General features: G+C 49.5%; 24 protein-coding genes and 10 tRNA genes. 9 read left to right on the top strand and 25 right to left on the bottom strand.

From position 1 onward, the window contains the following. Positions 1–51: 51 nt before the first annotated feature. The 8 genes from BZG81_RS06960 to BZG81_RS06925 all read right to left on the bottom strand — a co-directional run bounded on the left by BZG81_RS06960 (position 52) and on the right by BZG81_RS06925 (position 2,322). Positions 52–127: transfer RNA gene (locus BZG81_RS06960), tRNA-Gly, on the bottom strand. 37 nt (positions 128–164) lie between these two features. Further along, a tRNA-Met gene (locus BZG81_RS06955) sits at positions 165–241 on the bottom strand. Between the two features lie 36 nt (positions 242–277). Beyond that, positions 278–353 (bottom strand) — tRNA-Gly (locus tag BZG81_RS06950). A 109-nt stretch (positions 354–462) separates the two neighbouring features. Beyond that, positions 463–538: transfer RNA gene (locus tag BZG81_RS06945), tRNA-Gly, on the bottom strand. Between the two features lie 37 nt (positions 539–575). Then, positions 576–652: transfer RNA gene (locus BZG81_RS06940), tRNA-Met, on the bottom strand. A 29-nt stretch (positions 653–681) separates the two neighbouring features. Next, positions 682–755, bottom strand: a tRNA-Cys gene (locus BZG81_RS06935). Between the two features lie 272 nt (positions 756–1,027). Further along, positions 1,028–1,597, bottom strand: coding sequence for an alpha-ketoglutarate-dependent dioxygenase AlkB family protein (locus BZG81_RS06930; protein ID WP_051109683.1), 570 nt, complete (start codon positions 1,595–1,597; stop codon positions 1,028–1,030). A gap of 116 nt (positions 1,598–1,713) precedes the next feature. Continuing rightward, the gene (locus BZG81_RS06925) at positions 1,714–2,322 is read right to left on the bottom strand and encodes a 2OG-Fe(II) oxygenase (protein WP_021023132.1); all 609 of its coding nucleotides are present in this window, start codon (positions 2,320–2,322) and stop codon (positions 1,714–1,716) included. Positions 2,323–2,617: 295 nt separating this feature from the next. Here BZG81_RS06925 and BZG81_RS06920 point away from each other — a divergent pair, with 295 nt between their 5' ends. The 6 genes from BZG81_RS06920 (at position 2,618) to BZG81_RS06895 (ending at position 10,246) form a co-directional block, all read left to right on the top strand. Beyond that, complete coding sequence (locus BZG81_RS06920) at positions 2,618–3,661, top strand: ABC transporter substrate-binding protein (protein WP_077660238.1); 1,044 nt, start codon at positions 2,618–2,620, stop codon at positions 3,659–3,661. 77 nt (positions 3,662–3,738) lie between these two features. Beyond that, positions 3,739–4,749 carry a low-specificity L-threonine aldolase gene (ltaE, locus tag BZG81_RS06915; protein ID WP_077669568.1) on the top strand — a complete coding sequence of 337 codons (1,011 nt, stop codon included), beginning with the start codon at positions 3,739–3,741 and terminating at the stop codon, positions 4,747–4,749. A gap of 205 nt (positions 4,750–4,954) precedes the next feature. Further along, the gene (locus BZG81_RS06910) at positions 4,955–7,330 is read left to right on the top strand and encodes a Lon protease family protein (protein ID WP_077677041.1); all 2,376 of its coding nucleotides are present in this window, start codon (positions 4,955–4,957) and stop codon (positions 7,328–7,330) included. Positions 7,331–7,504: 174 nt separating this feature from the next. Beyond that, positions 7,505–7,732 (top strand): FeoA family protein, encoded by a 228-nt coding sequence (locus BZG81_RS06905; protein WP_021023136.1) that lies wholly within the window; start codon positions 7,505–7,507, stop codon positions 7,730–7,732. Then, complete coding sequence (feoB, locus tag BZG81_RS06900) at positions 7,732–10,074, top strand: ferrous iron transport protein B (RefSeq protein WP_077677040.1); 2,343 nt, start codon at positions 7,732–7,734, stop codon at positions 10,072–10,074. Before BZG81_RS06905 ends, feoB begins: the two co-directional genes overlap by 1 nt. After that, entirely contained in the window at positions 10,025–10,246 is a 222-nt protein-coding gene (locus tag BZG81_RS06895; protein ID WP_158011830.1) for a FeoC-like transcriptional regulator, read from the top strand. Before feoB ends, BZG81_RS06895 begins: the two co-directional genes overlap by 50 nt. Before the next feature lie 49 nt (positions 10,247–10,295). Here BZG81_RS06895 and BZG81_RS06890 read toward each other — a convergent pair. From BZG81_RS06890 to BZG81_RS06870, 5 genes are all read right to left on the bottom strand, one after another. After that, a tRNA-Leu gene (locus BZG81_RS06890) sits at positions 10,296–10,382 on the bottom strand. Positions 10,383–10,423: 41 nt separating this feature from the next. Further along, positions 10,424–10,499: transfer RNA gene (locus tag BZG81_RS06885), tRNA-Gly, on the bottom strand. A 35-nt stretch (positions 10,500–10,534) separates the two neighbouring features. Next, positions 10,535–10,611: transfer RNA gene (locus BZG81_RS06880), tRNA-Met, on the bottom strand. 26 nt (positions 10,612–10,637) lie between these two features. Next, positions 10,638–10,711 (bottom strand) — tRNA-Cys (locus tag BZG81_RS06875). Positions 10,712–10,939: 228 nt separating this feature from the next. Further along, positions 10,940–11,527: a TfoX/Sxy family DNA transformation protein gene (locus BZG81_RS06870; RefSeq protein WP_077461225.1), complete on the bottom strand. Its 588-nt coding sequence runs from the start codon at positions 11,525–11,527 to the stop codon at positions 10,940–10,942. Positions 11,528–11,815: 288 nt separating this feature from the next. On the opposite strand from BZG81_RS06870, the gene BZG81_RS06865 reads away from it, so the two are divergent. The 3 genes from BZG81_RS06865 to BZG81_RS06855 all read left to right on the top strand — a co-directional run bounded on the left by BZG81_RS06865 (position 11,816) and on the right by BZG81_RS06855 (position 14,557). After that, positions 11,816–12,421 (top strand): LON peptidase substrate-binding domain-containing protein, encoded by a 606-nt coding sequence (locus tag BZG81_RS06865; protein WP_077461224.1) that lies wholly within the window; start codon positions 11,816–11,818, stop codon positions 12,419–12,421. 125 nt (positions 12,422–12,546) lie between these two features. Then, a complete protein-coding gene (locus BZG81_RS06860; RefSeq protein ID WP_077461223.1) occupies positions 12,547–13,470 on the top strand; it encodes an HDOD domain-containing protein in 924 nt (307 codons plus the stop codon). Between the two features lie 181 nt (positions 13,471–13,651). Further along, complete coding sequence (locus BZG81_RS06855; RefSeq protein ID WP_021023143.1) at positions 13,652–14,557, top strand: lysine exporter LysO family protein; 906 nt, start codon at positions 13,652–13,654, stop codon at positions 14,555–14,557. A 72-nt stretch (positions 14,558–14,629) separates the two neighbouring features. On the opposite strand, the gene ptsG is transcribed toward BZG81_RS06855, so the two are convergent. The 12 genes from ptsG to plsX form a co-directional block, all read right to left on the bottom strand. Then, positions 14,630–16,060, bottom strand: coding sequence for a PTS glucose transporter subunit IIBC (gene ptsG / locus BZG81_RS06850; protein ID WP_077461222.1), 1,431 nt, complete (start codon positions 16,058–16,060; stop codon positions 14,630–14,632). A gap of 613 nt (positions 16,061–16,673) precedes the next feature. Then, entirely contained in the window at positions 16,674–17,453 is a 780-nt protein-coding gene (locus BZG81_RS06840) for a TatD family hydrolase (RefSeq protein ID WP_021023145.1), read from the bottom strand. Position 17,454: 1 nt separating this feature from the next. Continuing rightward, positions 17,455–18,447: a DNA polymerase III subunit delta' gene (gene holB, locus BZG81_RS06835; RefSeq protein ID WP_077677037.1), complete on the bottom strand. Its 993-nt coding sequence runs from the start codon at positions 18,445–18,447 to the stop codon at positions 17,455–17,457. After that, positions 18,444–19,082: a dTMP kinase gene (tmk, locus tag BZG81_RS06830; protein WP_021023147.1), complete on the bottom strand. Its 639-nt coding sequence runs from the start codon at positions 19,080–19,082 to the stop codon at positions 18,444–18,446. Before tmk ends, holB begins: the two co-directional genes overlap by 4 nt. Next, positions 19,079–20,095, bottom strand: a complete 1,017-nt coding sequence (mltG, locus tag BZG81_RS06825; protein ID WP_077677036.1) for an endolytic transglycosylase MltG — start codon at positions 20,093–20,095, stop codon at positions 19,079–19,081. Before mltG ends, tmk begins: the two co-directional genes overlap by 4 nt. Next, a complete protein-coding gene (gene pabC, locus BZG81_RS06820; protein WP_077677035.1) occupies positions 20,089–20,898 on the bottom strand; it encodes an aminodeoxychorismate lyase in 810 nt (269 codons plus the stop codon). The genes mltG and pabC overlap by 7 nt, the downstream gene beginning before the upstream one ends. Before the next feature lie 108 nt (positions 20,899–21,006). Next, positions 21,007–22,245: a beta-ketoacyl-ACP synthase II gene (gene fabF, locus BZG81_RS06815; RefSeq protein WP_077461217.1), complete on the bottom strand. Its 1,239-nt coding sequence runs from the start codon at positions 22,243–22,245 to the stop codon at positions 21,007–21,009. A 93-nt stretch (positions 22,246–22,338) separates the two neighbouring features. After that, positions 22,339–22,575 carry an acyl carrier protein gene (acpP, locus tag BZG81_RS06810; RefSeq protein ID WP_025673161.1) on the bottom strand — a complete coding sequence of 79 codons (237 nt, stop codon included), beginning with the start codon at positions 22,573–22,575 and terminating at the stop codon, positions 22,339–22,341. A 157-nt stretch (positions 22,576–22,732) separates the two neighbouring features. After that, positions 22,733–23,467, bottom strand: a complete 735-nt coding sequence (gene fabG / locus BZG81_RS06805; protein ID WP_021023151.1) for a 3-oxoacyl-ACP reductase FabG — start codon at positions 23,465–23,467, stop codon at positions 22,733–22,735. A 72-nt stretch (positions 23,468–23,539) separates the two neighbouring features. After that, positions 23,540–24,466, bottom strand: a complete 927-nt coding sequence (fabD, locus tag BZG81_RS06800) for an ACP S-malonyltransferase (protein ID WP_077677034.1) — start codon at positions 24,464–24,466, stop codon at positions 23,540–23,542. 17 nt (positions 24,467–24,483) lie between these two features. Further along, entirely contained in the window at positions 24,484–25,443 is a 960-nt protein-coding gene (locus BZG81_RS06795) for a beta-ketoacyl-ACP synthase III (protein ID WP_021023153.1), read from the bottom strand. Positions 25,444–25,451: 8 nt separating this feature from the next. Further along, positions 25,452–26,474: a phosphate acyltransferase PlsX gene (plsX, locus tag BZG81_RS06790; RefSeq protein ID WP_077677033.1), complete on the bottom strand. Its 1,023-nt coding sequence runs from the start codon at positions 26,472–26,474 to the stop codon at positions 25,452–25,454. Position 26,475: the final 1 nt, after the last annotated feature.

The raw sequence follows: 26,475 nt of genomic DNA, 5'->3' as shown, positions 1-26,475 counted from the left end.
CTGCTCCATCCCGCGTCCGTAACATCAATCATGCTTGATGTGGGCAAAACTTGGAGCGACATACGAGGTTCGAACTCGTGACCTCGACCTTGGCAAGGTCGCGCTCTACCAGCTGAGCTAATGTCGCCTATGCAATTAAGCGTTGCATCACGCTTTGTAAAAATTGGTTGCGGGAGCCGGATTTGAACCGACGACCTTCGGGTTATGAGCCCGACGAGCTACCAGACTGCTCCATCCCGCGTCCGTAACATCAATCATGCTTGATGTGGGCAAAACTTGGAGCGACATACGAGGTTCGAACTCGTGACCTCGACCTTGGCAAGGTCGCGCTCTACCAGCTGAGCTAATGTCGCCTATGCAATTAAGCGTTGCATCACTGCAATTAAGCGTTGCATCACGCTTGCTACCAGACTGCTCCATCCCGCGTCCGTAACATCAATCATGCTTGATGTGGGCAAAACTTGGAGCGACATACGAGGTTCGAACTCGTGACCTCGACCTTGGCAAGGTCGCGCTCTACCAGCTGAGCTAATGTCGCCTATGCAATTAAGCGTTGCATCACGCTTTGTAAAAATTGGTTGCGGGAGCTGGATTTGAACCAACGACCTTCGGGTTATGAGCCCGACGAGCTACCAAACTGCTCCATCCCGCGTCCGATTTTACTGTGCACCTAGAGGAACTTGGAGGCGCGTCCCGGAGTCGAACCGAGGTACACGGATTTGCAATCCGCTGCATAGCCACTCTGCCAACGCGCCTTTGTTTTGTTTCCGTCTCTGCGGTACGGGGAGGCATTCTACGGATAAACGTGATCGAGTCAACACTTATTATTTAATAAAAGTTTCAGATGGCTGTTTTACAAACAAAAGCGTCAAACTTCGACCAATCCGCTGTTATTTTCAGCATTTATTACTGCCATTCCCCTATTCGTTGCTAAAAATCTCACGCGTCTTTCCTAAAAATTTCACGCGATCGCATGGACGAGGCGTAATGCGATAGTGACTTGTTCACCGCAGGCGATCAGCTTGCTTTACTTAGCCTCTTCACTGTTTAACCAACGAAACGTCAGGTTGATTCGCTCACCCAGCGGCTTTTGCGTTTTGGGCACACTATGTTGCCAGTGGGTTTGCGTCTCGCCTGCCATCACTAACAGTGAGCCATGATCGAGTAAAAACTCACGCTTTAGCTGTCGCTTGGGGTGACGGAATAAAAACCGACGACTCGCGCCCAGACTCACCGAGGCAATGGTCGGCTGCCTCCCCAATTCCAATTCATCGTCTCTATGCCAGCCCATGTAATCGCTACCGTCTCGATAGAGATTGAGCAAGACGGTATTGAAACGGGCGTGGGTGGCAGCTTCAACACGCGCTTTCAAATCCAGTAACTCTGGTGTCCAAGGGCGGGGAGATAATGTGAGTCCACTGTAGGTATAAGCATGATCACCATACCAAGCTAATAAGCGCGGCTGCATCACGGTCCGCCCAAACATCGAAATAGGAAGTTGCTGCCAAGCCGCTTGTTCGCGAAGCGATGTAAAAAACGCGTCCGCTTGATTGCTCGCTAGCCAGTTTGGGGACCAATAGACGTCAGCTTGGGGCATAGCCACACCTTGCTGCGGATCAAACGTCGTGTCGGTAAAAAAACATTGTTGCTGTGGGGGGCGTGCCATACACAATTGTCACCTCGGTTCTCATATGGCATTCAGTATGGCTGTGGTTAACGAATTGGATCAACACGTCGGCCACTCATGCCATTTAACCGATACCAACCCGCAATACTAAACCGTTGCCTCTTGGCCGGGAGCACTTCATGGGGAAACGCTTCGGATAAAAAAGTGACCAGCCGTCCCGCTTTGGGCCACAGCGTTTGGCGATGCGACCCATCAGGGTTGTAAATCACGATTTCACCACCGTCTTGCTCAGACCAATCGTGGTTTAGATAGAGTACCGTCGTGACTTTACGATTTGATCGTCCCTCAAACGCATCATAATGTTTGGCATAAAAATCACCGGGATTGTACTTAGCAAAATGCGCCTCGTACTCAAACAACCCCAAGAATAAATGCCGATTGAAGGCGTACTGCAAATTCGCCATTTTATCCAAAAGCGTATCGATAGCGGGCGCCGTATCACGTTCTAACCAATAGATTTTGTCGCGACGAATTTGGGTATTGGTATGCTGTTTACGCTCTCGGCCGATTGCCGCTTGATTCCACTGAGCGGGTAAGCATGCCTGCAAATCGCTAACCGCTTGCGCCGATAAAAAATCGTCACAAACACTAAGGCCATGAGTCGCAATATCATCGATGATGGTCAGTTCGTTCAAATACTTATCTCCGCCGCCAATTAGAACGGTTACCTTACTGCCTTTTGACTGGGGGGCAACCTATTTTCTTTATCGTGACGATAAGGACTATTTATCGAACCGTCTGTGTCATCACCCATATCACTCACCTTGTATTCGGCGCGAGTTTAGGGGGCGAGCACGGCATTATGCTACTGTTTAGCGGAACCTTTAAAAAGGCCGAGATTGATCAAGAAAAGGCTTTTATACAGAGTCTGGGTGCAATATTATGCGCTCGACGTGTACTCGGCCAGTTAGCCATTGAAGGACCATGATAATGAAGAAAATCACTCACGGAATCACCGCAACAGCACTTGCACTCACGACGGTATTCGCAAGCGGCGTCCATGCTGAAGATAAGGTGCTCAATCTTTATAATTGGGCAGAGTATATGCCCATGGATGTCATTGAAGCGTTTGAAGAAAAATACCAGGTTGATGTGAACTACTCGACATTCGAGAGTAACGAATCCATGTATGCCAAGCTTAAGCTGCTAAACAGTGAAGGCTATGATCTGGCGTTTGCCTCAACCTATTTTATTGAGCGCATGATCAACGAGGATATGCTCGCTAAAATTGATAAAAGCCAGATTGGTCATTTTGACCAGTTACGCCCAGGCTTGCTCGGCCAATCATTTGATCCAAAGAATGACTACTCGCTTCCTTATGTTTTTGGTGTCACGGGTATTAGCTACCACAGCGATTACATCGACGGTAGCAAAGTGACAAAATGGGCAGATTTATGGCGCGACGATTTTCGTGGCCAAGTCATGCTGTTGAATGATGTGCGTGACGTGTTTGGGATGGCGTTAAAAGCCCAGGGCCATAGCATTAACAGCACCGATGAAGCGGAAATTAAGCAAGCCTATCAGTCCCTACGCGATCTGCGTGATAACGTGGTGGTTTATAACTCCGATGCGCCACACGTCCCGTTTATTACAGGCGAAGTCAATATTGGTCAGCAATGGAATGGCAATGCCCATATGGCTCAACAAGAGATCGATGGGATTGAGTTTGTCTATCCGCAAGAGGGCGCGATATTATGGATGGATAACTTTATTATCCCGAAAAACGCTGAGCACAAAACCTTGGCGCACCAGTTTATCGACTTTATGTATCAGCCTGAAAACCAAGCAAAATTAGTCGAAGAGTTTGGCTACCCCGCCCCCAACACTGGCGCCGCGGAGTATTTAGATGCCGACCTACGAGAAAACAAAACGATTTTCCCGTCTGATGAAGCCGTCAATAACGGTGAATTTACTGATGATGTTGGTGAAGCGGTGAAGATCTACCAAAAATACTGGCAAATGCTGAAAAGCTAAACAGTGACGCTTTTCGAGCTTACGCTAACCGTAGGCCCTCGCTGATAGAGGGCCTTTGATGATAAGGATGTTGCCTGATGATTGATTTTCGTTCTGACACAGTGACTCAGCCTGACGAGGCGATGCGAACAGCGATGGCGAATGCCCCCGTCGGCGACGACGTGTATCGCGATGATCCTAGCGTCAATACACTAGAAGAGTGGGCCGCTTCACGCCATGGCTTTGACGCTGCCCTCTTTACTGCCTCAGGAACCCAAGCCAACCTACTGGCCTTAATGGCCCATTGTGAGCGTGGTGATGAATATTTATGTGGTCAACAAGCCCATAATTATAAGTATGAAGCCGGAGGCGCCGCCGTATTAGGCTCGATTCAGCCCCAACCGATAGACAATGCCCCAGACGGCAGCCTTCCCTTTGATAAGCTCGCGGCTGCAATCAAGCCAAACGATTTCCATTTTGCGCGAACGAAACTCTTAAGCTTAGAAAATACCATCGGCGGTAAAGTTTTACCTTTATCCTACCTGGCCGAGGCGCGCATTTTTTGTGATCACCATAAGCTGCAATTACACCTCGATGGCGCGCGCGTTTACAATGCGGCAGTCGCGTTAGGCGTCGATATCACCGCCATCAGTTGTCACTTTGATTCAATGACCATTTGTTTATCCAAAGGACTTGGCGCCCCTGTTGGCTCTCTTCTTCTTGGTTCTCAAGCCTTTATCAATAAAGCAAGACGCATACGGAAAATGCTCGGTGGGGGGATGCGCCAAGCGGGAATTTTAGCGGTTGCCGGTCAGAAAGCACTCAATGAAAATGTTGAACGCCTGGCTCAAGATCATGCTAATGCGCAGTACTTAGCGAGTGAATTGCATCAACTTGACGGCTTTTCAACTGACGCTTATCAGGTCCAAACCAATATCGTCTATGTCGATATCGCCGATACGATCGAGCGTACACGGCTTCAAATGCGGCTGATTGAGAAGGATATTCGCGTCACATTCAGTGGTCATCCCGCTCGTTTGGTGACCCATAAAGACATCAGCCGTGAGGATATCAATACCCTTATTCGTGCGATAGCCGACTCTCTTTAGCCGCTATCATCGAAGCGCTGACTTTCTTCCTTCGCGATAAAATCGATAAAAAGCGGGCACATTAGCCCGTTTTTTGTTTATAAAATAACCAGCCGATGTAAAACTGTGACCCTATCATCGCTTTCTCCACCAAAGTCACTAAAACAATCACTTACAGTCGCTACACTAAAATCAGTAACGATTAAACGCCAATACGGGGACAGCCATGGCTCTCACTCAGCTCACCAGCGACCGCTTGTATCGTGAATCTAGCTTGAAACACAGCGACATTACGTCAACCAAGCATCTTGCGCCACTTGACGAAATTGTCGGTCAAGATCGTGCTCGCCACGCCGTTGAATTCGCGATGTCAATTAAAGAAAAAGGTTACAACATTTACGCCATCGGTCAGAACGGACTCGGTAAACGCACCATGATGATGCGCTACCTTAACCAACACTGGCAGACTGATTCACCCGTTTATGATTGGTGCTATGTTGCGAATTTCCAAGAAGCACGTTCACCACAAGTCCTAAAACTCCCCGCGGGAAAAGGTAGTGAATTAAAAAAGCATATTGAACAGCTCATGGGTAAGCTCGCCAATGCCCTGCCAATGGCGTTTGATAATGAAATGTACTACCAACGTGCGGAAACATTAAAAAATCAACTCACTGAGCGGCAACAAACGATTCTGCAAGGCTTAAGTGAAACCGCAGAGAAAAACAGTGTTAGTCTTTCTATCACGCCACAAGGGGATTATCAGTTCGTTGCCCTTAACGGTGAGGAGCCACATACTGAAGACACCTTTGATGCGTTATCACAAGATGAACAGATGGCCTTCGGTAAAGTGATTGATAAGCTTGAGACTGAATTACGCGGCGTTGTTCGCCAATTGGGTGAATGGGAGTCAGAATACGCAGACAAACAAAAAGCGCTTGATGAAGACATTGGCCAAGAAGTGATTGCCACCCATATCGCGCCACTGAAAAAGACGTTCGCAGAGCTGCCCGAGATCATCACTTTTCTCGAGGCAATGCAGGCCGACATGCTGGAACACCTTGATATTTTTTTAGAAGACAGCGAAGAGCAAGCGGCACTCGCCTACGCGGCGTTAGATAAAAAGCTCCCTCGCCGTTATCAAGTCAATGTATTAGTTAGCCAACACGACGCGCAAGCCCCCATCGTGGTCGAAGACAGCCCCAGCTATCACAATTTATTTGGCTATGTTGAAAACGCCACCTTTAAAGGCACGGTCTTCACTGACTTTTCTCTCATTCGCGCCGGCAGTTTCCATCGCGCCAATGGCGGTGTGTTGATGATGGATGCCATCAAAGTGCTCGAAAAACCTTACGTATGGGAAGGCATTAAACGTGCCTTGAGCAGTCGTCAGCTCAGCGTCAGTGCGCTAGAGCGAGAGGTAACCCTCAGCGGAACCGTGTCACTCGATCCAGCCCCCATTCCACTTGATCTCAAAATTGTTTTATTTGGCGATTATCAAACGTATCAGCTTTTACAACGCTACGATGCAGAATTCAGTGAGCTGTTCCGAGTCACAGCAGATTTTGAAGATGACATGCCGCGTACAGAGAGTACTGAGCATCAATACGCCAAATTTATTTCCAGCATTATCCATGATGGCAACCTGTTGCACTGTAGCCGCGGTGCTATCGCTCGTATTATCGAGCACAGTGCACGACAAGCTGAGGATCAAAACCGTTTGTCGCTTCATTCAGCTGACATCGCTAACTTATTGCGCGAGTCCAATTACTGGGCCACGCAAGCAAAAGCGAATACCGTTGGCGCGCTGCATGTTGAAAAAGCCCTTGCCAGTCGAAACATGCGGGTAAGCCGCTTACGAGACAGCATGATGCAGAATGTAGAAAACGGGGTAACGTTGATCAACACCCAGGGAACGGCTCTCGGCCAGATTAACGGCCTGTCAGTGCTCAGCACCTCTGACTACAGCTTTGGTTTACCTAATCGTATTACCGCGACCACCGCGTTTGGCGAAGGTGAAGTACTCGATATAGAGCGTAGCGTAAAACTAGGCGGGCGTATTCACTCAAAAGGGGTAATGATTTTATCCGCGTATCTTGCCACGCTTTTGGGTAAAACCGATAAGATCCCGCTTAAAACGCATCTGACCTTTGAACAATCGTATGGCGGCGTCGACGGTGATAGCGCCTCCATGGCGGAATTTTGTGCGATTTTCTCGGCAATGACTGAGGTGCCACTGCGCCAGGATATCGCCATCACAGGATCCATGAACCAATTTGGCGAAGCACAACCGATTGGCGGTGTGAATGAAAAAATCGAAGGCTTCTTTGACGTCTGCACACTCAAAGGGCCAAACCACCAGCAAGGGGTAATTATTCCTGCCACCAATATTCAGAATCTGATGTTGCGCAAAGATGTGGTGCTGGCGGTTGAAAAAGGCGAATTTCATATTTATGCCGTTTCGCACGTCAGTGAAGCACTCTCGCTTTTATCAGGAGAGAAAGCGGGTTTTGGCCCCGAGGGTAAAGCCCCCAACGGACTATTGACCATCGCGATGGATAAACTGAACAATCAACGCGATGCACATCGTACTTCCGCAAGTTAAAGACAGCGGCCACACTGGCCGCTTTTTTCTTCTTAGTTCACATCAGGATCGTCACTTCTCATTGTGGCAGCAATCACGTTATTGACTTTCACCATAGCTTGATCCGACGCAAAAAAAATAGCGACCTTTGCGCGTAATATGCAATGAAAACCATTCTTATTTGGATCTCGCATTATGAAACTGTCAACGCTTGGTCGCGGTCAGTCCGCGCGTATTACCAGTGTCCATCATGTGCCCGCTGTTATCCGTCACCGCCTTGCTGTTATGGGATTAATCCCGGGCACCGCGGTGGAGCTGGTTCGGCGAGCACCGCTTGGAGACCCATTACAAATCCGGCTCGATAACGAACAACTCGTCGTTCGTCGTGACGTTGCGAAATTGATTGATGTGGAGACACTGTAATGGAAAAAAAACGCATTCTTCTTGCCGGTAACCCAAACTGCGGCAAAACCACATTATTTAATGCGTTAACCGGCTCTCGCCAAAAAGTCGGTAACTGGGCTGGCGTCACGGTTGATAAGAAAGTCGGCCAGCTCACGTTCAATCAAACAGCGAACGACAATACAGAGTGTGAAATTACCGATTTACCCGGTTTATACGCGCTAAATGCAGGCTTTGATGCCAGCCTAGACGAACAAATCGCGACGTATTCAATTGATAGCCACGACTGTGATGCGATCATTAACGTGCTAGACGCCAATAGTCTTGAAAGAGGACTGTACCTTACCTTGCAATTACGCGAGCGCGGCGTCCCGATGATAGTGCTGATCAATAAGATGGATCGGTTAGATCGCAACGGACAACAGCTCGATATCGGGAAGCTACAAGAATGGCTTGGTTGTCCCGTGCTTACCGTTACCGCATGCCAAGCCGACAGTGTGGCGACTTTCCGCCATCAGCTCGCCCACATGATGATGGAACTTCCGCATTGCGACGCCATGCAGTTAAACTATGGTGAGCATATCGAGGCATGGATCCAATCTCATCTTGGCGCCCCGTTTGCAGGCTCGGCAGCGGCACAAGTGAATCAACGCGCCCATTTGCTTGAGTGCCTAGAGCGAGATCGTTTGCCCGATGGCAATGATACGTCCCTACAAGCGTCATTTTCCCAGGCTTGCCAATCGCTGGCCGGACAAGATACCGACATTCTTATCGCCGATACACGCTACAGCTATATTCGCGATCTGGTACATGACACACGACGCGAGCACCGCCATTTAAGCCGCAATAAAACCGAAAAACTCGACAAGGTGATCCTCAATCCTTTTTTATCGCTGCCTATTTTGCTTGCCGTACTCTATGCCATGTTCGTATTTGCCATCAATATTGGCGGCGCCTTTATCGACTTTTTTGATATCGCCGCTGGCGCTGTTTTAGTGGATGGCACCCATCAACTATTAGATGGCATATTGCCCGAAGCGATAGTGACACTCGTTGCAGATGGTGTGGGTGGTGGTATCCAAACCGTGGCGACCTTTATCYCGGTGATTGCTGGGCTGTATCTTTTTCTCACCGTTCTAGAAAGCACCGGTTACATGGCGCGCGCCGCCTTTTTGCTCGATGGTTTGATGCAAAAAATTGGCTTACCGGGTAAAGCATTTGTCCCCCTGATCCTCGGCTTTGGCTGCACAGTGCCTGCCGTCATGGCAACGCGCACTCTTGAGCAAATTCATGAGCGCAAAACCGCCGCAGCAATGGCCACCTTTATGTCCTGTGGTGCACGGCTCCCCGTTTACGCCTTGTTTGCCGCAGCGTTCTTCCCGCAAAACGGACAAAACCTGGTATTTGCGCTCTACTTACTCGGGATTGCAGCGGCCGTGCTCACTGGTTTGATTTTGCGCCACACCCTTTATCCGGGCCAGAGTGAAAGTCTGTTAATGACACTGCCGGACTACGAGCTCCCTCGTATGCGCCACGTGTTGAGTCATACCTGGCAAAAGCTGCGCCGTTTCGTATTGGGGGCAGGTAAAACCATCGTCATTGTGGTAACCCTCTTAACTTTCTTTAACTCTCTCGGTACCGATGGCAGCTTTGGCCATGAAGATAGCGAGACCTCCGTGTTATCGAAAGCGGCTCAAGTTGTCACCCCTGCTCTCTCACCCATTGGTATCGAAGAAGATAATTGGCCAGCTACTGTCGGCTTAGTGACCGGACTATTCGCCAAAGAAGCAGTGGTTGGTACCTTAAATAGCCTCTATGCCCCAACCAATGCAGAACAAGACGAAGGCTCGATCAGTGATGCGCTTGTTGACGCCGTTCAAAGCATTCCGGAAAACTTATTTGGCATTGATTACAGCGATCCATTCGCGATGAGCGTGGGTGAGATAGAAAACACCGAAGCCGCTGCGCAAGAGCAAGCAGTGAGTATGGCAACGTTTGACAATTTACACCGCCAATTCACGACGACGGCCAGTGTTATGGCTTATCTGATTGTGATCCTACTGTATACGCCCTGTGTTGCCGCGATGGGAGCTTATACCCGTGAGTTTGGCCGTCGATTTGCGCTATTTATCGCGGGATGGTCAATGCTCTTAGCTGTCAGTGGTGCCACCCTGTGCTTTCAAGTCAGTCAAATCGGCGTGGCGACCACTCAGGCGACAGTTTATATTGTCAGCCTTTCTGCCCTACTGATTACCGTGATCGGCGTAATGCGTTATGTTGGTCGCCATCCTCATTGGTTTAAGGAGACCTATTATGATCCTGCAAAAGCTCAAAGCCAGTGTCACTCAGGCGGGTGTCATTAGTCGAGAAGCGCTTGCAAAAGAGTACGGCCTCAGTCCCGACGGTATTGAGGCCATGATGGAGACTTGGATCAGGCGGGGCACGATCATCCGCCAATGTACTTGTCACGATCAGCAAGAGCTTCAATACCGTTTAGCGCATCATAACGAAATACAATGCTTGAGTATGGTATAGCGAGACATACAAAAACGGCGACCATTAAGGTCGCCGTTTTACTTTGTAATGGTGCCCCGGGCCGGACTTGAACCGGCACAACGCGAACGTCGAGGGATTTTAAATCCCTTGTGTCTACCAATTCCACCACCAGGGCACGCAATTTTTTTTCAGCCGCTTACGCCACTGTTTTTAATTTGGAGCGACATACGAGGTTCGAACTCGTGACCTCGACCTTGGCAAGGTCGCGCTCTACCAGCTGAGCTAATGTCGCTTATTCAATCAAGCGCTTAAAAGCGCTTAGAAAATTGGTTGCGGGAGGCGGATTTGAACCACCGACCTTCGGGTTATGAGCCCGACGAGCTACCAAACTGCTCCATCCCGCGTCCGTTTTGTACTAGCCAGAGTTCTATGGAGGCGCGTCCCGGAGTCGAACCGAGGTCCACGGATTTGCAATCCGCTGCATAGCCACTCTGCCAACGCGCCTTCGCGCTTCACCTCTCGGCTAAGTGGTTTGAATTCTACATAAGTTTTTCTGGCTGTCACGTACAAATTATCGTTTTTAGGTTTAACCGTCGATTATTTATCCAAACATCGCATTAACACCCTTTTATTGATCACAATTCGTCCGAAACATGAAGATAAACACGATGAAAGTACCGCAATAAAAAAGTCGCCGATCCGCAGATCGGCACGCGCGCCTTAAAAAGGAGATCAAACAGCAGATAACAGGCGCTCACGTTCATCTTCTTCAATCAGTTTCCAATGCCGGCCTTGTTGCGCCCCTGCCAATTTCCAAAGCAAACATAAATCAAGATCGTTACCATGCGTCACTTGCAAACGACGAAAAATCTCTTCCGGCGCCATGCTGTAAAATGTGGAAATATCTTCTACCCCCGACTTTTTCAACATCCGCTCTATCGTCAAACGCAGGTTAGGGAGATCGCGCAAACGACGGTGATGTCCCCCAGCTTTATATGCTCTATCATTCAGCGCATGATCGCGCGACGCCTTAACCAACACCGCCAGTTCAACATCGTCCTCAATAAAGAGTGCGGTCACATCATAATAATTCACAACCGCAGACGAGCTTTTCTTCACGTGAACAAACTTTTTGCACCCTTTATCAACCAACGCATCAGTTACTATGCCGCCACCACGCAGATAAAATCGCTTATCGGTGAGTAGCGCAAACATCGCATCCTGATGGAAAAACCCAGTACCACCAAACATTGAGCGCTGCTCCATCTCGCCGAAAGTGTTTAAAAAACATGTCACTTGGGTTTTTAATTGCTTTTTCATCAAGGGCTCCTCCTATTAGCAAGTGATTAATAATGGCAATAGCATTTTTGACTGATAAATTAATTATTTTGCATGTTTATTTGCGCAAAGAAGAGTGCATCAAATTGATATGAAATACTATGCATTTGATCACTCATCCCCATAAAGACCACTTTCATATTGTGGAATATGTCGCATTTATGACAGGTATTTTCATCAGCTTAAAAAAGTCTTCAATTAAGAAAGCTTTATCCATTGCACTACAGTGCGCTAAATTAGAAGTAAGCCAGTCATGAGTAGGGAGCCGGTATGTCGATACACCCTTTGCTGATTGAAACCAATCATTTATTACCAGGTGGCGTAAACACGTATATTGTGTCTGAGGCTTTCTACTTAGACGCACTCCCACAAGCAGGCGAGCCACCGCGATTACTTGTGGCCATGATAGATATGGACGAAATCAGCCCCCAGGCTCCGTCGACTCCGCGTCCTTCCACGATTTCCCCGATTGTGACACTTTGCCAAGTGGCTGATTTTAATCGCCATGATCCCCAGCAGATCGCACTGACATTACAGGGCATTGAAAGTGTCAAGGTGGAGGCTATCGAACGAGGAGAAAGGGATATTGACTTGGCACGGCATACTCCGTTGCCGATATGGCGACGTCAAACCGTTCCTGAGCCCTATCACTATCTGAGTGACAAGCTAAAACAATACTACCGTTCCAATCCTGGGTTGCATGACCATTTTCAGCTGACCCAATATGACGACATAGGTTGGGTCTGTTTACGCTGGTTAGAGCTGCTTCCCATTGAAGTTAAGCAAAAACAATTGTTACTTTCACAGCCTAACGCCTTATTCGTTGCCGAATTTATTGATAAACTATTGCGTTATCCGCTTACCGACCCTGAATAGGCGCGAGTTTGCTGTTTAAACCATCACCAAAGACGCCATCAGGCGCACTGATTCGATCAAAGGCGGTTCTATTTTGCTTTTGGCCGCATTACCATGCCGTCTGGTGACAAACACTATCGGGACTTATGGATCATCTGTCATTTTTCTGGGTCTCACCGGATCGCGATAAATATTTGCGCTCCCTCGAGACCGAATTTTATAAACGCGCTGTCGAAACCGTTCGCGTTAACCGCCTCTCTCTTCCCCCTTTACCGGACGCCATTCTGTCCATACAGCACGCCAGCAAGCAGCCTGAAACCACGATGCGAGATATTGCTAACTTGTTGATGGAAGATCCTAGCTTGTGCGGCGCGGTACTCAAAGCGGCAAATTCCGCCCTTTTTGCGCCTAGGGCAACTGGACAATGCAAAGATGTTCAAACCGCCGTTTCACGTCTAGGGGTCGACCGTGTTTTAGGTATTATTACCGCAGCGGCCATTCACCAATTGAAAAGCGATGCGACGTTTTCTCGCGACTGCAACGCGCTTTTGAAGCAAAGTGCACAGAAGTCGCGTGAATTTGCCGCGGCAATGGCGTTAGTGACCCAAACTATCAGACATTATTGTGATGAGCCGCTATCGGTCGAACCAGAAAAAGCACTGATTGTCGGTTTACTGGCCGACATCGGTTTATACAGTGTGATTGGTGAATTCCAGCGCTTTATTCATGAAGGTCACTACCTTCAATTTGATATTGCCGAGCAAGTCTTTTTTGCGCTCGCCGGCGATTGTAGCCGGTTAGTCCTGAAGCAATGGGCATTCGATCGCGATTTTATTGAAGTGGCTATCAATAACAAGCTTTACACCAAACCGCGTCCTGATATCACCTATCTTGATGTGGCAAGAATGGCGAACCACTTATTGATGTTTCGCAACCACGATGACGCGATTGAAGAGCATGAAGTAGAAATGACTGCGCCAGGCGCCGAGGCGTTATACGAACTCTCCAATCTGGATGATCGCGAGTTTTCACGTCAACTCAACCGTGTTATCGACGCCACGAGCATCTAGTAGGATGCAAACGTTTGATGCAAACGTCTCATACTAAACCCGCTGCATACTCCCTCCGCTAGCAAGTAACTAGAGTGGCTCTGATGTTGAAGGCGCAAGTCACTCTGGTCTGATTTTATTGACCTGCCTATTAACTGATTGATAACCTCGAAGTCCCTTTCTTAACACCGAGCATCATCTAATGTTTTCAGGGATGTTATTTATCTTCGCGCCACTTATCGTTGGCTACTTGATCCCACTCAAGCAGCCCCGCCATGTTCATACCGTGAATACGCTGACGATGCGATTGGTCATGGTTATCCTGGTGTTAATGGGGCTTAGCCTCGCGGGCTTAGACAACCTCGGCCAACATATCTCCACCATTTTGCATTTTGCCGCCACTTTCTTCATTTGTATTGGCGCCGCTAACCTTTTAGCGCTGCCGATTCTCGATAAATGGATGCCGACACAAACGCAAGGCCACCAATATAAGCTGACGTTACGTGGCATGATGTCTGAATCTGGAAAACTGATCGGCGCGGTCGCCACAGGTTTAATCGTTGGTCTACTGTGGCAACAAGATCTCTCTTGGGTCGACGCCGCCAGTGAAGGTATTTTGTTATTGTTGCTATTACTGATTGGCATCCAGCTACGCAATAGCGGCATGACGCTAAAACAAATCATCCTCAATAAGCGTGGTTTGATGATTGCCGCACTAGTGGTGGCAACGTCTTTACCTGGGGGGTTACTGGCAGCTTGGTGGTTGGGTATTCCTTATCACCATGGTTTAGCGATGGCCTCTGGGTTTGGCTGGTATTCTTTAGCCGGCATTTTAATGGGCGATGGCTTAGGCCCTGTCTATGGTGGCGCCTCGTTTATTCTCGAGTTGGGACGCGAGCTTGTAGCGATTATGATGATTCCAATATTGATTCGTCGCTATCCACTTACCGCCATTGGCTACGGCGGCGCAACCGCGATGGACTTTACTCTGCCAATCATTCAAAGCACCGGGGGTATCCGCTGTGTGCCGATTGCCATTGTCAGCGGGTTTATTCTCAGCCTCCTGGTTCCCGTCCTTATGCTCTTTTTTCTTTCTTTAGGCGGTTAATCACCCAGCCAGTTGGATCAAAAAAGGGGTAGCACCCGGCTACCCCTTTTGCAAAATGGATAATGGTAGCGCTTATTGCGCGCGCATCCAGTTGTCCATTTCAGTTCGTAGGTTGTCTGACTTAGTACCAAAGATAGCTTGTACACCACCTGATACTTTTACAACACCCGCTGCGCCAAGCTGCTTCAACTTCGCTTCGTCAACAATGTCAGTATCCGCCACAGAGACGCGCAGACGTGTGATACATGCGTCTAAAGCAGTAATGTTGTCTTTACCACCGAAAGCTGCGACCAAGTCACCCGCTAGTTCAGAGCCTGTCGCTGTCGATACATCCGCCACGGCTTCGTCTTCACGACCTGGGGTTTTCAGGTCAAGGGCGCGAATCACCACGCGGAAGACAATGTAATACAGCACACCATAACCAAGACCAAGTAGTACCAGAGTAGTCACGTTTTCAGCACGTGGCATCTGTACGATAAAGTCAATGAAACCGTTCGAGAAGGTATGACCGTGAACCACACCCAGTGCGTTCGTCAGCACATAAGCAGCACCCGCCATGATGGCGTGAATACCGTAAAGTACCGGTGCGATGAACAGGAACGAGAACTCAATGGGTTCAGTGATACCGGTCAGGAACGACGTCAGAGCGGCCGATGCCATGATACCCATGATTTTGGCACGGTTCTCTGGCTTCGCTGAGTGAGCGATAGCAAACGCAGCGGCGGGTAGACCGAACATTTTGAACAAGTAACCACCGGCTAACTGACCAAAGCCGTTACCTGCTTCACGCGTTACGTCGTTAGCGGTCAAGAAACACGTCATGATACCGTTGACTTGCTCACCGGCGTTGTTAACACAGCTACCTGCTTCATAGAAGAAAGGCACGTTCCAGATGTGGTGCAGACCAAATGGGATCAATGCACGCTCTACCACACCGTAGATACCAAAGGCGGTAACAGGGTTTTGCTCTGCGGCCCAGTGAGAGAAGGTAGCGATCGCACCACCGATTGGCGGCCAGATCACAGACAGGATCACACCCAGAGCAATCGAAATAAAGCCGGTGATAATAGGCACAGAGCGTTTGCCGGCAAAGAAGCCGAGATAGTCTGGCAGCTGAATCGTGTAGAAGCGATTAAACGTCCACGCTGCAACACCACCCGCGAGAATACCACCAAGCACACCTGTCTTGATCGTATCTACACCCATAACGGGTGCCATCACATCTAGCGTAGCCACCATAATGCCGTAACCGACAATCGCAGATAGGCCCGATACACCGTCGTTATTGGTGAAGCCAAGTGCCACACCTACCGCGAACAGCAAGGCCATTTGACCAAACACCGAGCCACCCGCTTGTTCCATCATGTGAGAAATGATGTCTGGCATCCAGCTAAAGTTGGCCGCACCAACACCTAATAGTATACCTGCAACCGGTAGCACAGATACTGGAAGCATCAGCGCCTTACCGACTTTTTGCAGATTAGCAAAGAGGTTTTTTGACATAGTTCTTGCTCCTAACAAGGACGTTTAACAATTGTGTCTCTAAAGACAGACCTTTCGATTCCCCCCGCAAGAGGTCACACGATACAACAGGTGCCCAGAGAACAAACGATTTGTGATTATTGAACTCACCCAAACTATAAGGGGGGAATCAGTACCTTGCCTATCCGTAACGACTTTACTGATTAAAAAGTAAATATAGATCACAAACCGAACGGGTGACAAAAACAACAAAAATAAACGTAAGATAATGATTAAAAATAACTTTTTACACTGACGACGGATAAAAAGACCGCATAAAAAAACAGCGACTTAAAAACCTCAAAAGTTATTTCATGTAACGAAAAATCTCATGCACACGATAAACGTTACAATGGCCATTTTTTCTCTATTTTCCATGTAGTTATGATTAAATTGCGCCAGATCAAATTTCGAGCTGCATTCAGTGTAAAGCAACAACCTGAGGAAAAAACAACCGATTATTGACGACAGTATAGCCAGATCATCATCAAAACGACGCGCTTTATAGCGATAAAAAGCCGCGCTTTTTGTCGTTATCATTCATGGGTACATTCAGGTAGGAAAAAAGCCCGATTGAACAATCGGGCGACGTGGATTATTGCGGATTCGCACTCGAAAAAAGCGCAAAAAAGTTCCGGCTAGTGATATCACACACCGTTTCAACAGACTCACCTTTTAACATCGCCACGTATTCGGCGACCTCTTTCACGTAAGCCGGTTGGTTTTGCTTGCCACGATGCGGCACCGGAGCCAAATAAGGCGAATCCGTTTCGACCAGCAATCGTTCAAGCGGCAAACGCCGCACCACATCCTTTAGCTCCGTCGCTTTATTAAAAGTAACGATGCCAGAAATCGAAATGTAGAAGCCTAGCTCAATCGCCGCTTCTGCCATTTCATAGCTCTCTGTAAAGCAGTGTAGCACACCGCCTACACGCTCAGCGCCTTCCTCGCGCAAAATCGTCAAGGTATCCTCTCGCGCGGCACGGGTATGAATAATCAGGGGCTTATTTAGCTCGACGGCGAGACGGACATGCTGACGGAAAATCGCTTGTTGCTGCTCGGCTAGTTCCGGTTGGTAGTGATAATCCAACCCAGTTTCCCCGATCGCGACCACGCGCTCATCCGCGGCCAGGGCTTTCAGTTGCTGATAGTCAAACCCATTTTCTATATCTAAGGGGTGAACACCACACGAGGCAAAAACATGAGGATAAGGGCGGATCATGTCTAGCATCGCCGGGAAACTATCCAATGTAACGCCAACAGAGAGAAAATAATCGACACCCCTTGCCTGTGCTTTATCCAGAACATCTTCCACATTCTGGTGCAGCGAATCATAGTCCAGTTTGTCGAGATGGCAGTGAGAGTCTATTAACACGTTATTCTCCAATCGATAATAGCCATTGGCTAAGTACCAATTCGGTATTTAGCCCAGTATGCGTTTGCAGCTGACGCTGCAGTTGATGTAATTGTCGCAATTGCGTATGGACGTGCTGAGTCTCCATCACATTCGCCACCTCAGCCACCAAGGCGTGATGATGGCGATGCAAAATAGCGTGTTTTGCGCCTTGTCGCCATTTGAGCACATCAAGTAGAAAGTGGCTCAGCCAGTCCAGTGAGGCGGGATAGTGTGCGACCAACACCTCTGACGTGTCAAATAAGCCAGTACGGCTTTTTACGTAGGTCGCAAAGCCATTGATCACCGCATGATGATGATCGAGTCCTCCAGATTCAACAAAATCACGTGCTGCCAATGGCGCACCGCGGTAAAGCGTGACCGCATGATCAGGAACCGTGCGCTTCAACGCTTGCTCAATCCAATGCTTCGCGGTTTCGTTATCCGGCTGTGGCGCTTTCCAGACGCTGCACCGACTGATAATCGTCGCTAACAAGCTATCAAGTGACGCGGTTAGCAACACGAAGTAACATCCTTCTGGCGGCTCCTCTAATGATTTTAATAGTGCGTTAGCCGCGGCCTCACCGAGGTTTTCAACGCGCTCAATCACGATAAAACGGGCACCGCCTAGCTGTGACGTTTCCATCGCTTGACGTTGCACCTTACGCACCGCATCAATACCTATCTGCTTACCAGGTTTTTCAGGCATCAACCAGTGCATATCAGGGTGATTACCGGCATCAAATAACTGGCAACTATGACAACACCCACATGCTTGGTCGGCCTGCTGCTTGCACAAACGCACCTTGGCCAAATGACTGGCCATTGCGCGCCGACCGCTTCCCGGAGGGGCAGCCAGTAATACGGCATGCGGAAAGCGTGCGGTCACTAACAGTTGCTGCCAGTGCGTCCATACCGTATTAAACCAAGGAAACACGTGCGGGGCGGGATGGTGCGCGACGACTGACTCACTCATAACGTTTTAAGTTGCTTAAGCCACGTCGATAACGCCGTTTTAATGCTGGCGGTCACCACTTCGAGTGGTTGACTGGCATCGATAATCACCACACTCGGATCCTGGTGCGCTAACGCCAAATAACGCGCGCGAGTGCGCTCAAAAAAGTCGATCTGCATTTGCTCAATCCGATCGAGCTCACCGCGTCCACGGGCACGCGCCAACCCCATTTCAGGATCAATATCCATATATAGCGTCAAGGCGGGAGCAAAGTCACCGAGGACAGTCGCTTTTAAGCTTTCCATTAGTGCAGTATCCATCCCGCGTCCACCGCCTTGATACGCTTGAGAAGACATATCATGACGATCGCCAATCACCCACTGCCCTTTTGCCAACGCTGGTTTGATCACGTTTTCAACCAGTTGAACACGAGCCGCGTATAGCATTAATAACTCGGCTTTATCTGTTAAAGGCTCCTCAGGATGGCCTTGTTTTACCAAGGTTCGTAACTGCTCCGCAAGTGGCGTCCCACCTGGCTCACGCGTAGTGATCACATCATGAATGCCGGCATCGTGGAGTACCTGCTTCACTTGACTAATGGCGGTACTCTTACCCGCCCCTTCAAGGCCTTCTACGACGATAAAATGATTGTTCATTGATTTCTCAACACTTTTAGGTAATCACGCACAGCTCGATTGTGTTCGGCCAATGTCGTGGAAAATTGATGGCCCCCTTTGCCTGTCGCGACAAAGTAGTAATAATCAGTATGTGCCGGTTGCGCGGCAGCCATGATCGACGCTTTACCTGGCATCGCAATGGGCGTAGGCGGCAACCCATTAATCACATAGGTATTATAGGGTGTCGGCGTACGCAAATCGCGCTTACGGATATTGCCATCATATTGCTCTCCCATGCCATAAATGACCGTGGGGTCCGTTTGCAAGCGCATGCCTTTGCGCAACCGGTTAACAAATACAGAGGCCACGTTTTCACGCTCACTGGCAACGGCTGTCTCTTTTTCGATGATAGAGGCTAAGATCAATAACTCATAGGGCGTTTTAATGGGCAAGTCGTCGGCACGGTGTTGCCATGCTTTCTCGAGTGTGGCCTCCATGGCGCGCACGGCACGCTGTAACAGGTCAATATCCGTATCATTCACGTCGTGCGCATAGGTTTCAGGCAGTAACAGTCCTTCTAACTGATCACGTGATACCCCGAGCTTATCGGCAATGACCGCTTCACTGACACCCTCTAGTGTATGATCTAAGTGCGGTGCTGATTGCAGCTGCGCACGCCACTGTGCGAACGTGCTCCCTTCGACAAAAGTGATTGATGCCTGATACTGCTGTCCCGATCGGAGGGTGGTGAACACTTGCGCGAGCGTTTGCCCAGGTTGAAGCTGAAATGTCCCCGCTTGAACGCGGGTTAACTCAGGATACAGATGAGGGGCAAACTTGGCCCAGAGACTTGATGCCACCCAACCTTTGGCTTCAAATTGCCTTATAACGCGTTGGTAGTGCGCACCAGCCGGCACAGTGAATAATTGAGGAGATTGAATCGATAAGGGCGTCGCAACGAATGCTTTCGTCTGCCATATTACCACTGCGGCGGCCAGCACAACCAACGCCATTATCACGCTGATCCCCCCTAAAAGTCGCTTTTTTAGCACGCGTTTAACCTCTGTTGTAACACCCGAGTCAGGGTATGTGTGTTAAATGGTGTGTTGTTGATTGCCGTGACCGGCACCACTTTCATTAAGGTGTTGCAAATAAAGATTTCATCGGCCTGATAAAGCGCCGTCTCATCGGTGCTCACCTTATGGCATTGAACATCCCCGACGCCCTCTAGCACAGCCATCACTTTATCGCGCATCAATCCAGCCACACCGGCATACTGTAACGCCGGCGTATAAACCACTGGGCCACTACGCCAAAAAATATTGGCAGCTGAGGTTTCCACTACATGGCCAAACATATCGCTTACCACCAGGTCATCGGCTGTGGTGTCGGCGAGTGCCTGTTTGAGTAACACTTGCTCGAGCCGATTTAAGTGCTTTAGCCCCGCCAACGGTGAGGCGCCCAATTGAATGGACGTGGTTGCCAGCGAGATCCCCTGTTGCTGCCACTGGTAGTAATGGGAGGGAAAAGGATGCAGACTCACGATAACCGTCGGTGCCGTGCACCCTTGGGGGCTATAGCCACGCCCACCTTGACCACGAGTGATGATCACTTTCAGAACCTGCTCACCTTGAGCCTGTTGACAGGCCAAATCAAGGGTGTGCGCTAATAGGACCCAATCAACGTCTGCAATGGCTAAACGCTGACAGGTATCCTGGAGACGAAGAATATGTGCATCGCGATCGAGCAACACCTTGGAATACACATGACCTGTGGTAAAACAACCATCACCAAATTGTAAGCCCCGATCGGACACCGCTATCTCGGTGCTAAGCTGTCCATTAACCCAATGCATGATTCCTTGCCACCTCACCAATAAAAACGGCCCGACAAATCGGACCGTTATTATATCAAAATCTCTCAATCAAAATCTCTCATCACGCAGCGCTCACTGCGCGTGTCATTAGATTTTTTTGAAGATCAAAGAGCCGTTGGTGCCACCAAAGCCGAATGAGTTACACAGCGCATAATCCATTTTTACATCACGCGCATGATGTGGCACATAATCGAGATCGCACCCTTCATCAGCATTATCAAGGTTAATCGTCGGCGGTACAATTTGGTCAATCAATGACATCGCGGTAATGATCGACTCCACCGAGCCTGCCGCGCCAAGAAGGTGTCCTGTCATTGATTTGGTCGAAGACACCAAAACGCTATCCGCGGCTGCCCCCATCGCACGGCGCACGGCCTTACTCTCGGCCACATCACCCGCCGGGGTTGAGGTGCCATGGGCATTGATGTAACCAATTTGCTCAGGCGTGATGCCTGCATCACGAATGGCAGCTTCCATCGCAAGTGCAGCACCAGAGCCGTCTTCACTGGGTGATGTCATATGATACGCATCACCACTCATACCAAAGCCGACGAGCTCACAATAAATCGTCGCCCCGCGAGCTTTAGCGTGTTCATATTCTTCAAGCACCATCACACCGGCACCGTCGCCGAGGACAAAACCATCACGATCTTTATCCCAAGGACGCGAGGCCGCTTGAGGATCATCGTTGCGGGTCGACAGTGCTTTCGCTGCAGCAAAACCACCGATACCCAGCTCTGTCGAGGCTTTTTCGGCGCCGCCTGCCACCATGGCATCGGCATCACCAAACGCAATCATACGCGCCGCATGGCCAATATTATGTAGGCCGGTGGTACACGCGGTTGAAATCGAGATATTTGGACCGCGCATGCCATAGTTAATCGACACGTGACCGGCAATCATATTAACGATGGTTGATGGCACAAAGAAAGGGCTAATTTTACGTGGACCCTTCTCCACAAATGCACGGTGGTTCTGTTCAATTAAACCAAGGCCACCAATGCCCGAGCCGATCGCAACACCAATACGGTGCGCATTGTGGTCGTCAACTTGCAGTCCGGAGTCTTGAATGGCTTGAACACTGGCCGCGATGCCGTATTGAATGAACAAGTCCATTTTTCGTGCATCTTTTTTCGACATGTAGTCTTCACAGTTGAAGTCTTTAACCATGCCGGCAAATTGAGTAGCAAAGGCGCTGGCATCAAAATGCTCAATGGCGGAGATACCGCTTTGCCCGGCTAGCAGAGCTTTCCATGAGGACTCAACTGAGTTACCGACGGGTGATAACATACCCATGCCAGTCACAACAACACGACGCTTAGACACGATGATATTCTCCGGAGAATATTAATTTGGATTGTAGAGTAGAGTAAAAAAAAACACAGGCGGTCAAGGAGACCGCCTGGTAGGATTCTGAGATTACGCTGAAGCGCCGACTACGTAGTCGATAGCGGCCTGTACAGTCGTGATCTTTTCTGCTTCTTCATCTGGAATCTCTGTATCGAATTCCTCTTCAAGAGCCATTACCAGCTCAACGGTATCCAGAGAGTCCGCGCCCAAGTCGTCTACAAATGAAGCTTCGTTTTTCACTTCTGCTTCGTCGACACCTAGTTGCTCAATGATGATTTTCTTTACGCGTTCTTCGATGTTGCTCATATTAATACTAGTCCTTACAAGATTCGCAGATGCGATATGTGCTGTAGTTTATTCATTAATGTGGAAGTTGCAAGACCTCCACGGCTGGTCAAACCACGATTTGGGGACAAATCAATCGGAGTTTGACGTGTGTCATTCCAGATTGCAACGGTCTCGATCAAATCATGTACATGCCGCCGTTAACGTGCAAGGTTTCGCCTGTCATGTATGCGGCATCGTCTGATGCTAAAAAAGCGACCGTCGCAGCAATCTCTTTAGGATCGCCTAAACGTCCCGCGGGCACTTGTGCCAAGGTTGCTGCACGCTGATCGTCACTGAGGGCCTTCGTCATATCGGTTTCGATAAACCCAGGCGCAACGGTGTTAACGGTAATGCCACGCGCAGCCACTTCACGTGCCATGGATTTGGTAAAACCAATGACACCTGCTTTTGCCGCAGCATAGTTGGCTTGTCCCGCATTCCCCATCACACCGACGACAGAGCCGATATTGATGATTCGGCCGCAGCGTTTTTTCATCATCGCACGCAAGACTGCCTTTGATAAACGGAAAATCGACGTCAAGTTGGTATCGATGATATCTTGCCACTCGTCGTCTTTCATACGCATCAATAGGTTATCACGAGTGATACCCGCGTTGTTAACCAGAATATCAACATCACCAAATTCTTTTTTGATCGTGGCTAAAACGTCCGCCACTGAATCCGATGATGTGACATTCAGGGCCAACCCTTTACCGTTTTCACCGAGGTAGTCGCTGATCGCTGCGGCACCGTTTTCACTGGTTGCCGTCCCGATCACTGTTGCACCGCGCTCAGCCAAAAGCTCTGCCGTTGCTCGGCCAATACCTCGGCTCGCACCTGTCACCAGTGCTACTTTTCCATCTAGTTTCATTCGGTTACCCTTTTAATTGATTCTGCCGACATCGGCCGGCAGTCACAGAATACTATGACCGCACAGTCACACTTAGGCTGTTGCTGCCGCCAAGCTGGCGCTATCGTTAACAGCCGCACTGCTCAATGATTTGTTGATGCGTTTGGTCAATCCCGTTAGGACTTTACCTGGCCCAAACTCGAGCAGCTGCTCGACGTCTTCAGTCGCCATACGCTCAACGGTTTCCGTCCAGCGCACTGGACTATGCAACTGGCGCACCAGTGCTTCTTTAATAGCGGCTGGGTCCGTTGGTGTCACCACGTCAGCATTATTGATCACAGGAATGACAGGCACATTAAACGTGACAGATTCAAGTGCTTGCGCTAACTTTTCAGCAGCAGGTTTCATCAATGTACAGTGTGACGGCACGGATACCGGCAATGGTAGCGCCCGCTTAGCGCCCGCTTCTTTGCACAGTATATTGGCGCGTTCAACCGCGTCTTTATTCCCAGCAATCACGACTTGACCGGGCGAGTTGAAGTTAACCGGCGAAACAACCTGATCTTGAGCAGCTTGTTCGCACGCCGTTGCGATAGCGTCATTGTCGAGACCAATAATCGCTGACATCGCACCGACGCCTGCAGGGACCGCTTCTTGCATCAATTGGCCACGTAACTCGACAAGCTTGATGGCTGCTTTAAAGTCCAATACCCCTGCACAGACCAAAGCTGAGTACTCACCCAGGCTATGACCCGCGAGTACCGAAGGCGTTGCACCACCTTGCGATTGCCAGACCCGCCAAATCGACACTGATGCCGCCAACAAAGCAGGCTGAGTGCGGTGGGTTTCATTCAAATCTGCCTCAGGACCTTGTTGAACCAACGCCCACAGATCATAGCCAAGCACCTCAGAGGCCTCTGCAAACGTCTGCTGAACCACACCATATTGTTCAGCTAACTCACCGAGCATACCCACGGCTTGCGAGCCTTGGCCCGGAAATACGATCGCTGTTTGAGTCATATTCGTTTCCTATTAGTTTAGAACCTGACCAGTGCAGAACCCCATGCAAAACCGCCACCAAATGCTTCGAGCAATACCGTTTGACCACGTTGAATGCGTCCATCACGCACCGCTTCATCAAACGCAGTCGGTACAGAAGCCGCTGATGTGTTGCCATGACGGTCTAGGGTCAACACCACTTGATCCATCGACATCGCGAGTTTTTTCGCGGTCGCTTTAATAATTCGGTAGTTCGCCTGATGAGGAACTAACCAATCAATGTCTGATTTTTCGATTTGGTTCGCCTGAAGGGTTTCCGTGACAATATTCGCCAGCTGCGTTACCGCCACTTTGAACACTTCATTGCCGGCCATATAGAGCCAGGCTTCATCCGATACATGGGATTGGCCCCGATCGGGATACTTCAGTTTCAAAAGCTCACCAAATTTTCCATCCGCTTTTAAATGGGTGGACAAAATACCATCTTGCTCATCGGCCGAAAGCACGACGGCTCCCGCACCATCGCCAAACAAAATAACGGTAGACCGATCCGCGGGATCGCAGGTGTGCGAGAGACGATCGGCACCAATCACGAGGGCATGTTTTGCCAACCCATTTTTAACGTATTGATCGGCCACACTCAACGCATACACAAAACCAGAGCATGCAGCGGCAATATCAAACGCGGGACAACCTTGTATCCCCAACATCGCTTGCACATCACAGGCAGCGGCTGGAAACGCACGTTCACCACTGGTCGTAGCAACAATAATGAGATCGATATCATGTTTATCGATGGCGGCCATTTCAATCGCCTGTACGCCGGCTTGATAAGCCATTGAGGCAACGGTGTCTGTCGGTGCAGCAATGCGACGTTCTTTGATCCCCGTACGGGTCACAATCCACTCGTCACTGGTGTCTACCATCTGTTCAAGGTCAGCATTGGTGCGAACCTGTTCAGGCAAATAGCTGCCTGTGCCCAAAATCTTACTATACATGAAGACTACTAATGCCTCTCGAGAAGAACTGCCTCTAAACGGTCACTTATCTTAGTTGGGATTTGCCGTTCGACCTCGTGCACCGCTTCAAAAATAGCGTTTTCGTAAGCGGCGATATCTGCGCGTCCGTGGCTTTTTACAACGATGCTGCGCAATCCTAGCAAACTTGCGCCGTTGTACTGGTCGGGTTTCAGCTGTTGGAGTTGATTTAAAAGCTCAGAAAATAGCCATTTCGCGATCCAGCGCTTGATAGGATGAGGATTAAGGTGCGCTTTCACCTTATCAGTGATCAAACGGGCGACGCCTTCGCTGGTTTTTAATGCGACATTGCCAACAAAACCATCACAGACAATCACATCCGTTTCACCGGTGTAAATCTGGTCGCCTTCGACATAACCCGTGTAATGCACCGATGGGCTATGCAAAAGCAAGTCAGCACAACGACGCACCCAGTCATTCCCTTTGATCGCCTCTTCACCGATATTTAATAAGCCAACCCTTGGCGTACGGCCAAGCTCTGCTTCCGCTAACACCGCCCCCATCACCGCAAACTGGAAGAGCGTATCCGCGTCACAGGCCACATTCGCCCCTAAATCAAGCAACCATTTACGTTGATGATTGGCTCCGGGCAGCGCAGTGACTAGCGCCGGCCGATCGATACCGGGTAATAACTTCAGAAGGTATTTGGACAACGCCATCAAAGCACCGGTATTGCCGGCACTGACACACGCATCCGCATCACCACTGGCGACGCATTCAAGCGCGACACGCATGGAGGTCTCGGCGCTACGTCGCAATGCGGTAGACGGGCGCATATCATTAGGGATTACGTCCGGGGCATGGACGATCGATAGTCGGGGATGATGCTGGGCATTAAGTTGACGAAGCGACGCTTGGATGCGAGATTCATCGCCCACTAGCATCACTTTTAGGTCCGCAAAACGCGACAATGCCTGCACGGAGGCAGGCACTGTGACTTGGGGACCAAAATCCCCGCCCATCGCATCGAGTGCAATGGTTAGCCTAGTCAAG

This window comes from Salinivibrio sp. MA607 (assembly GCF_001996245.1).
Taxonomy (GTDB): domain Bacteria; phylum Pseudomonadota; class Gammaproteobacteria; order Enterobacterales; family Vibrionaceae; genus Salinivibrio; species Salinivibrio costicola.
Note: the sequence above shows the minus strand (reverse complement) of the source record. Positions and strands in the feature narration are given on the sequence as shown.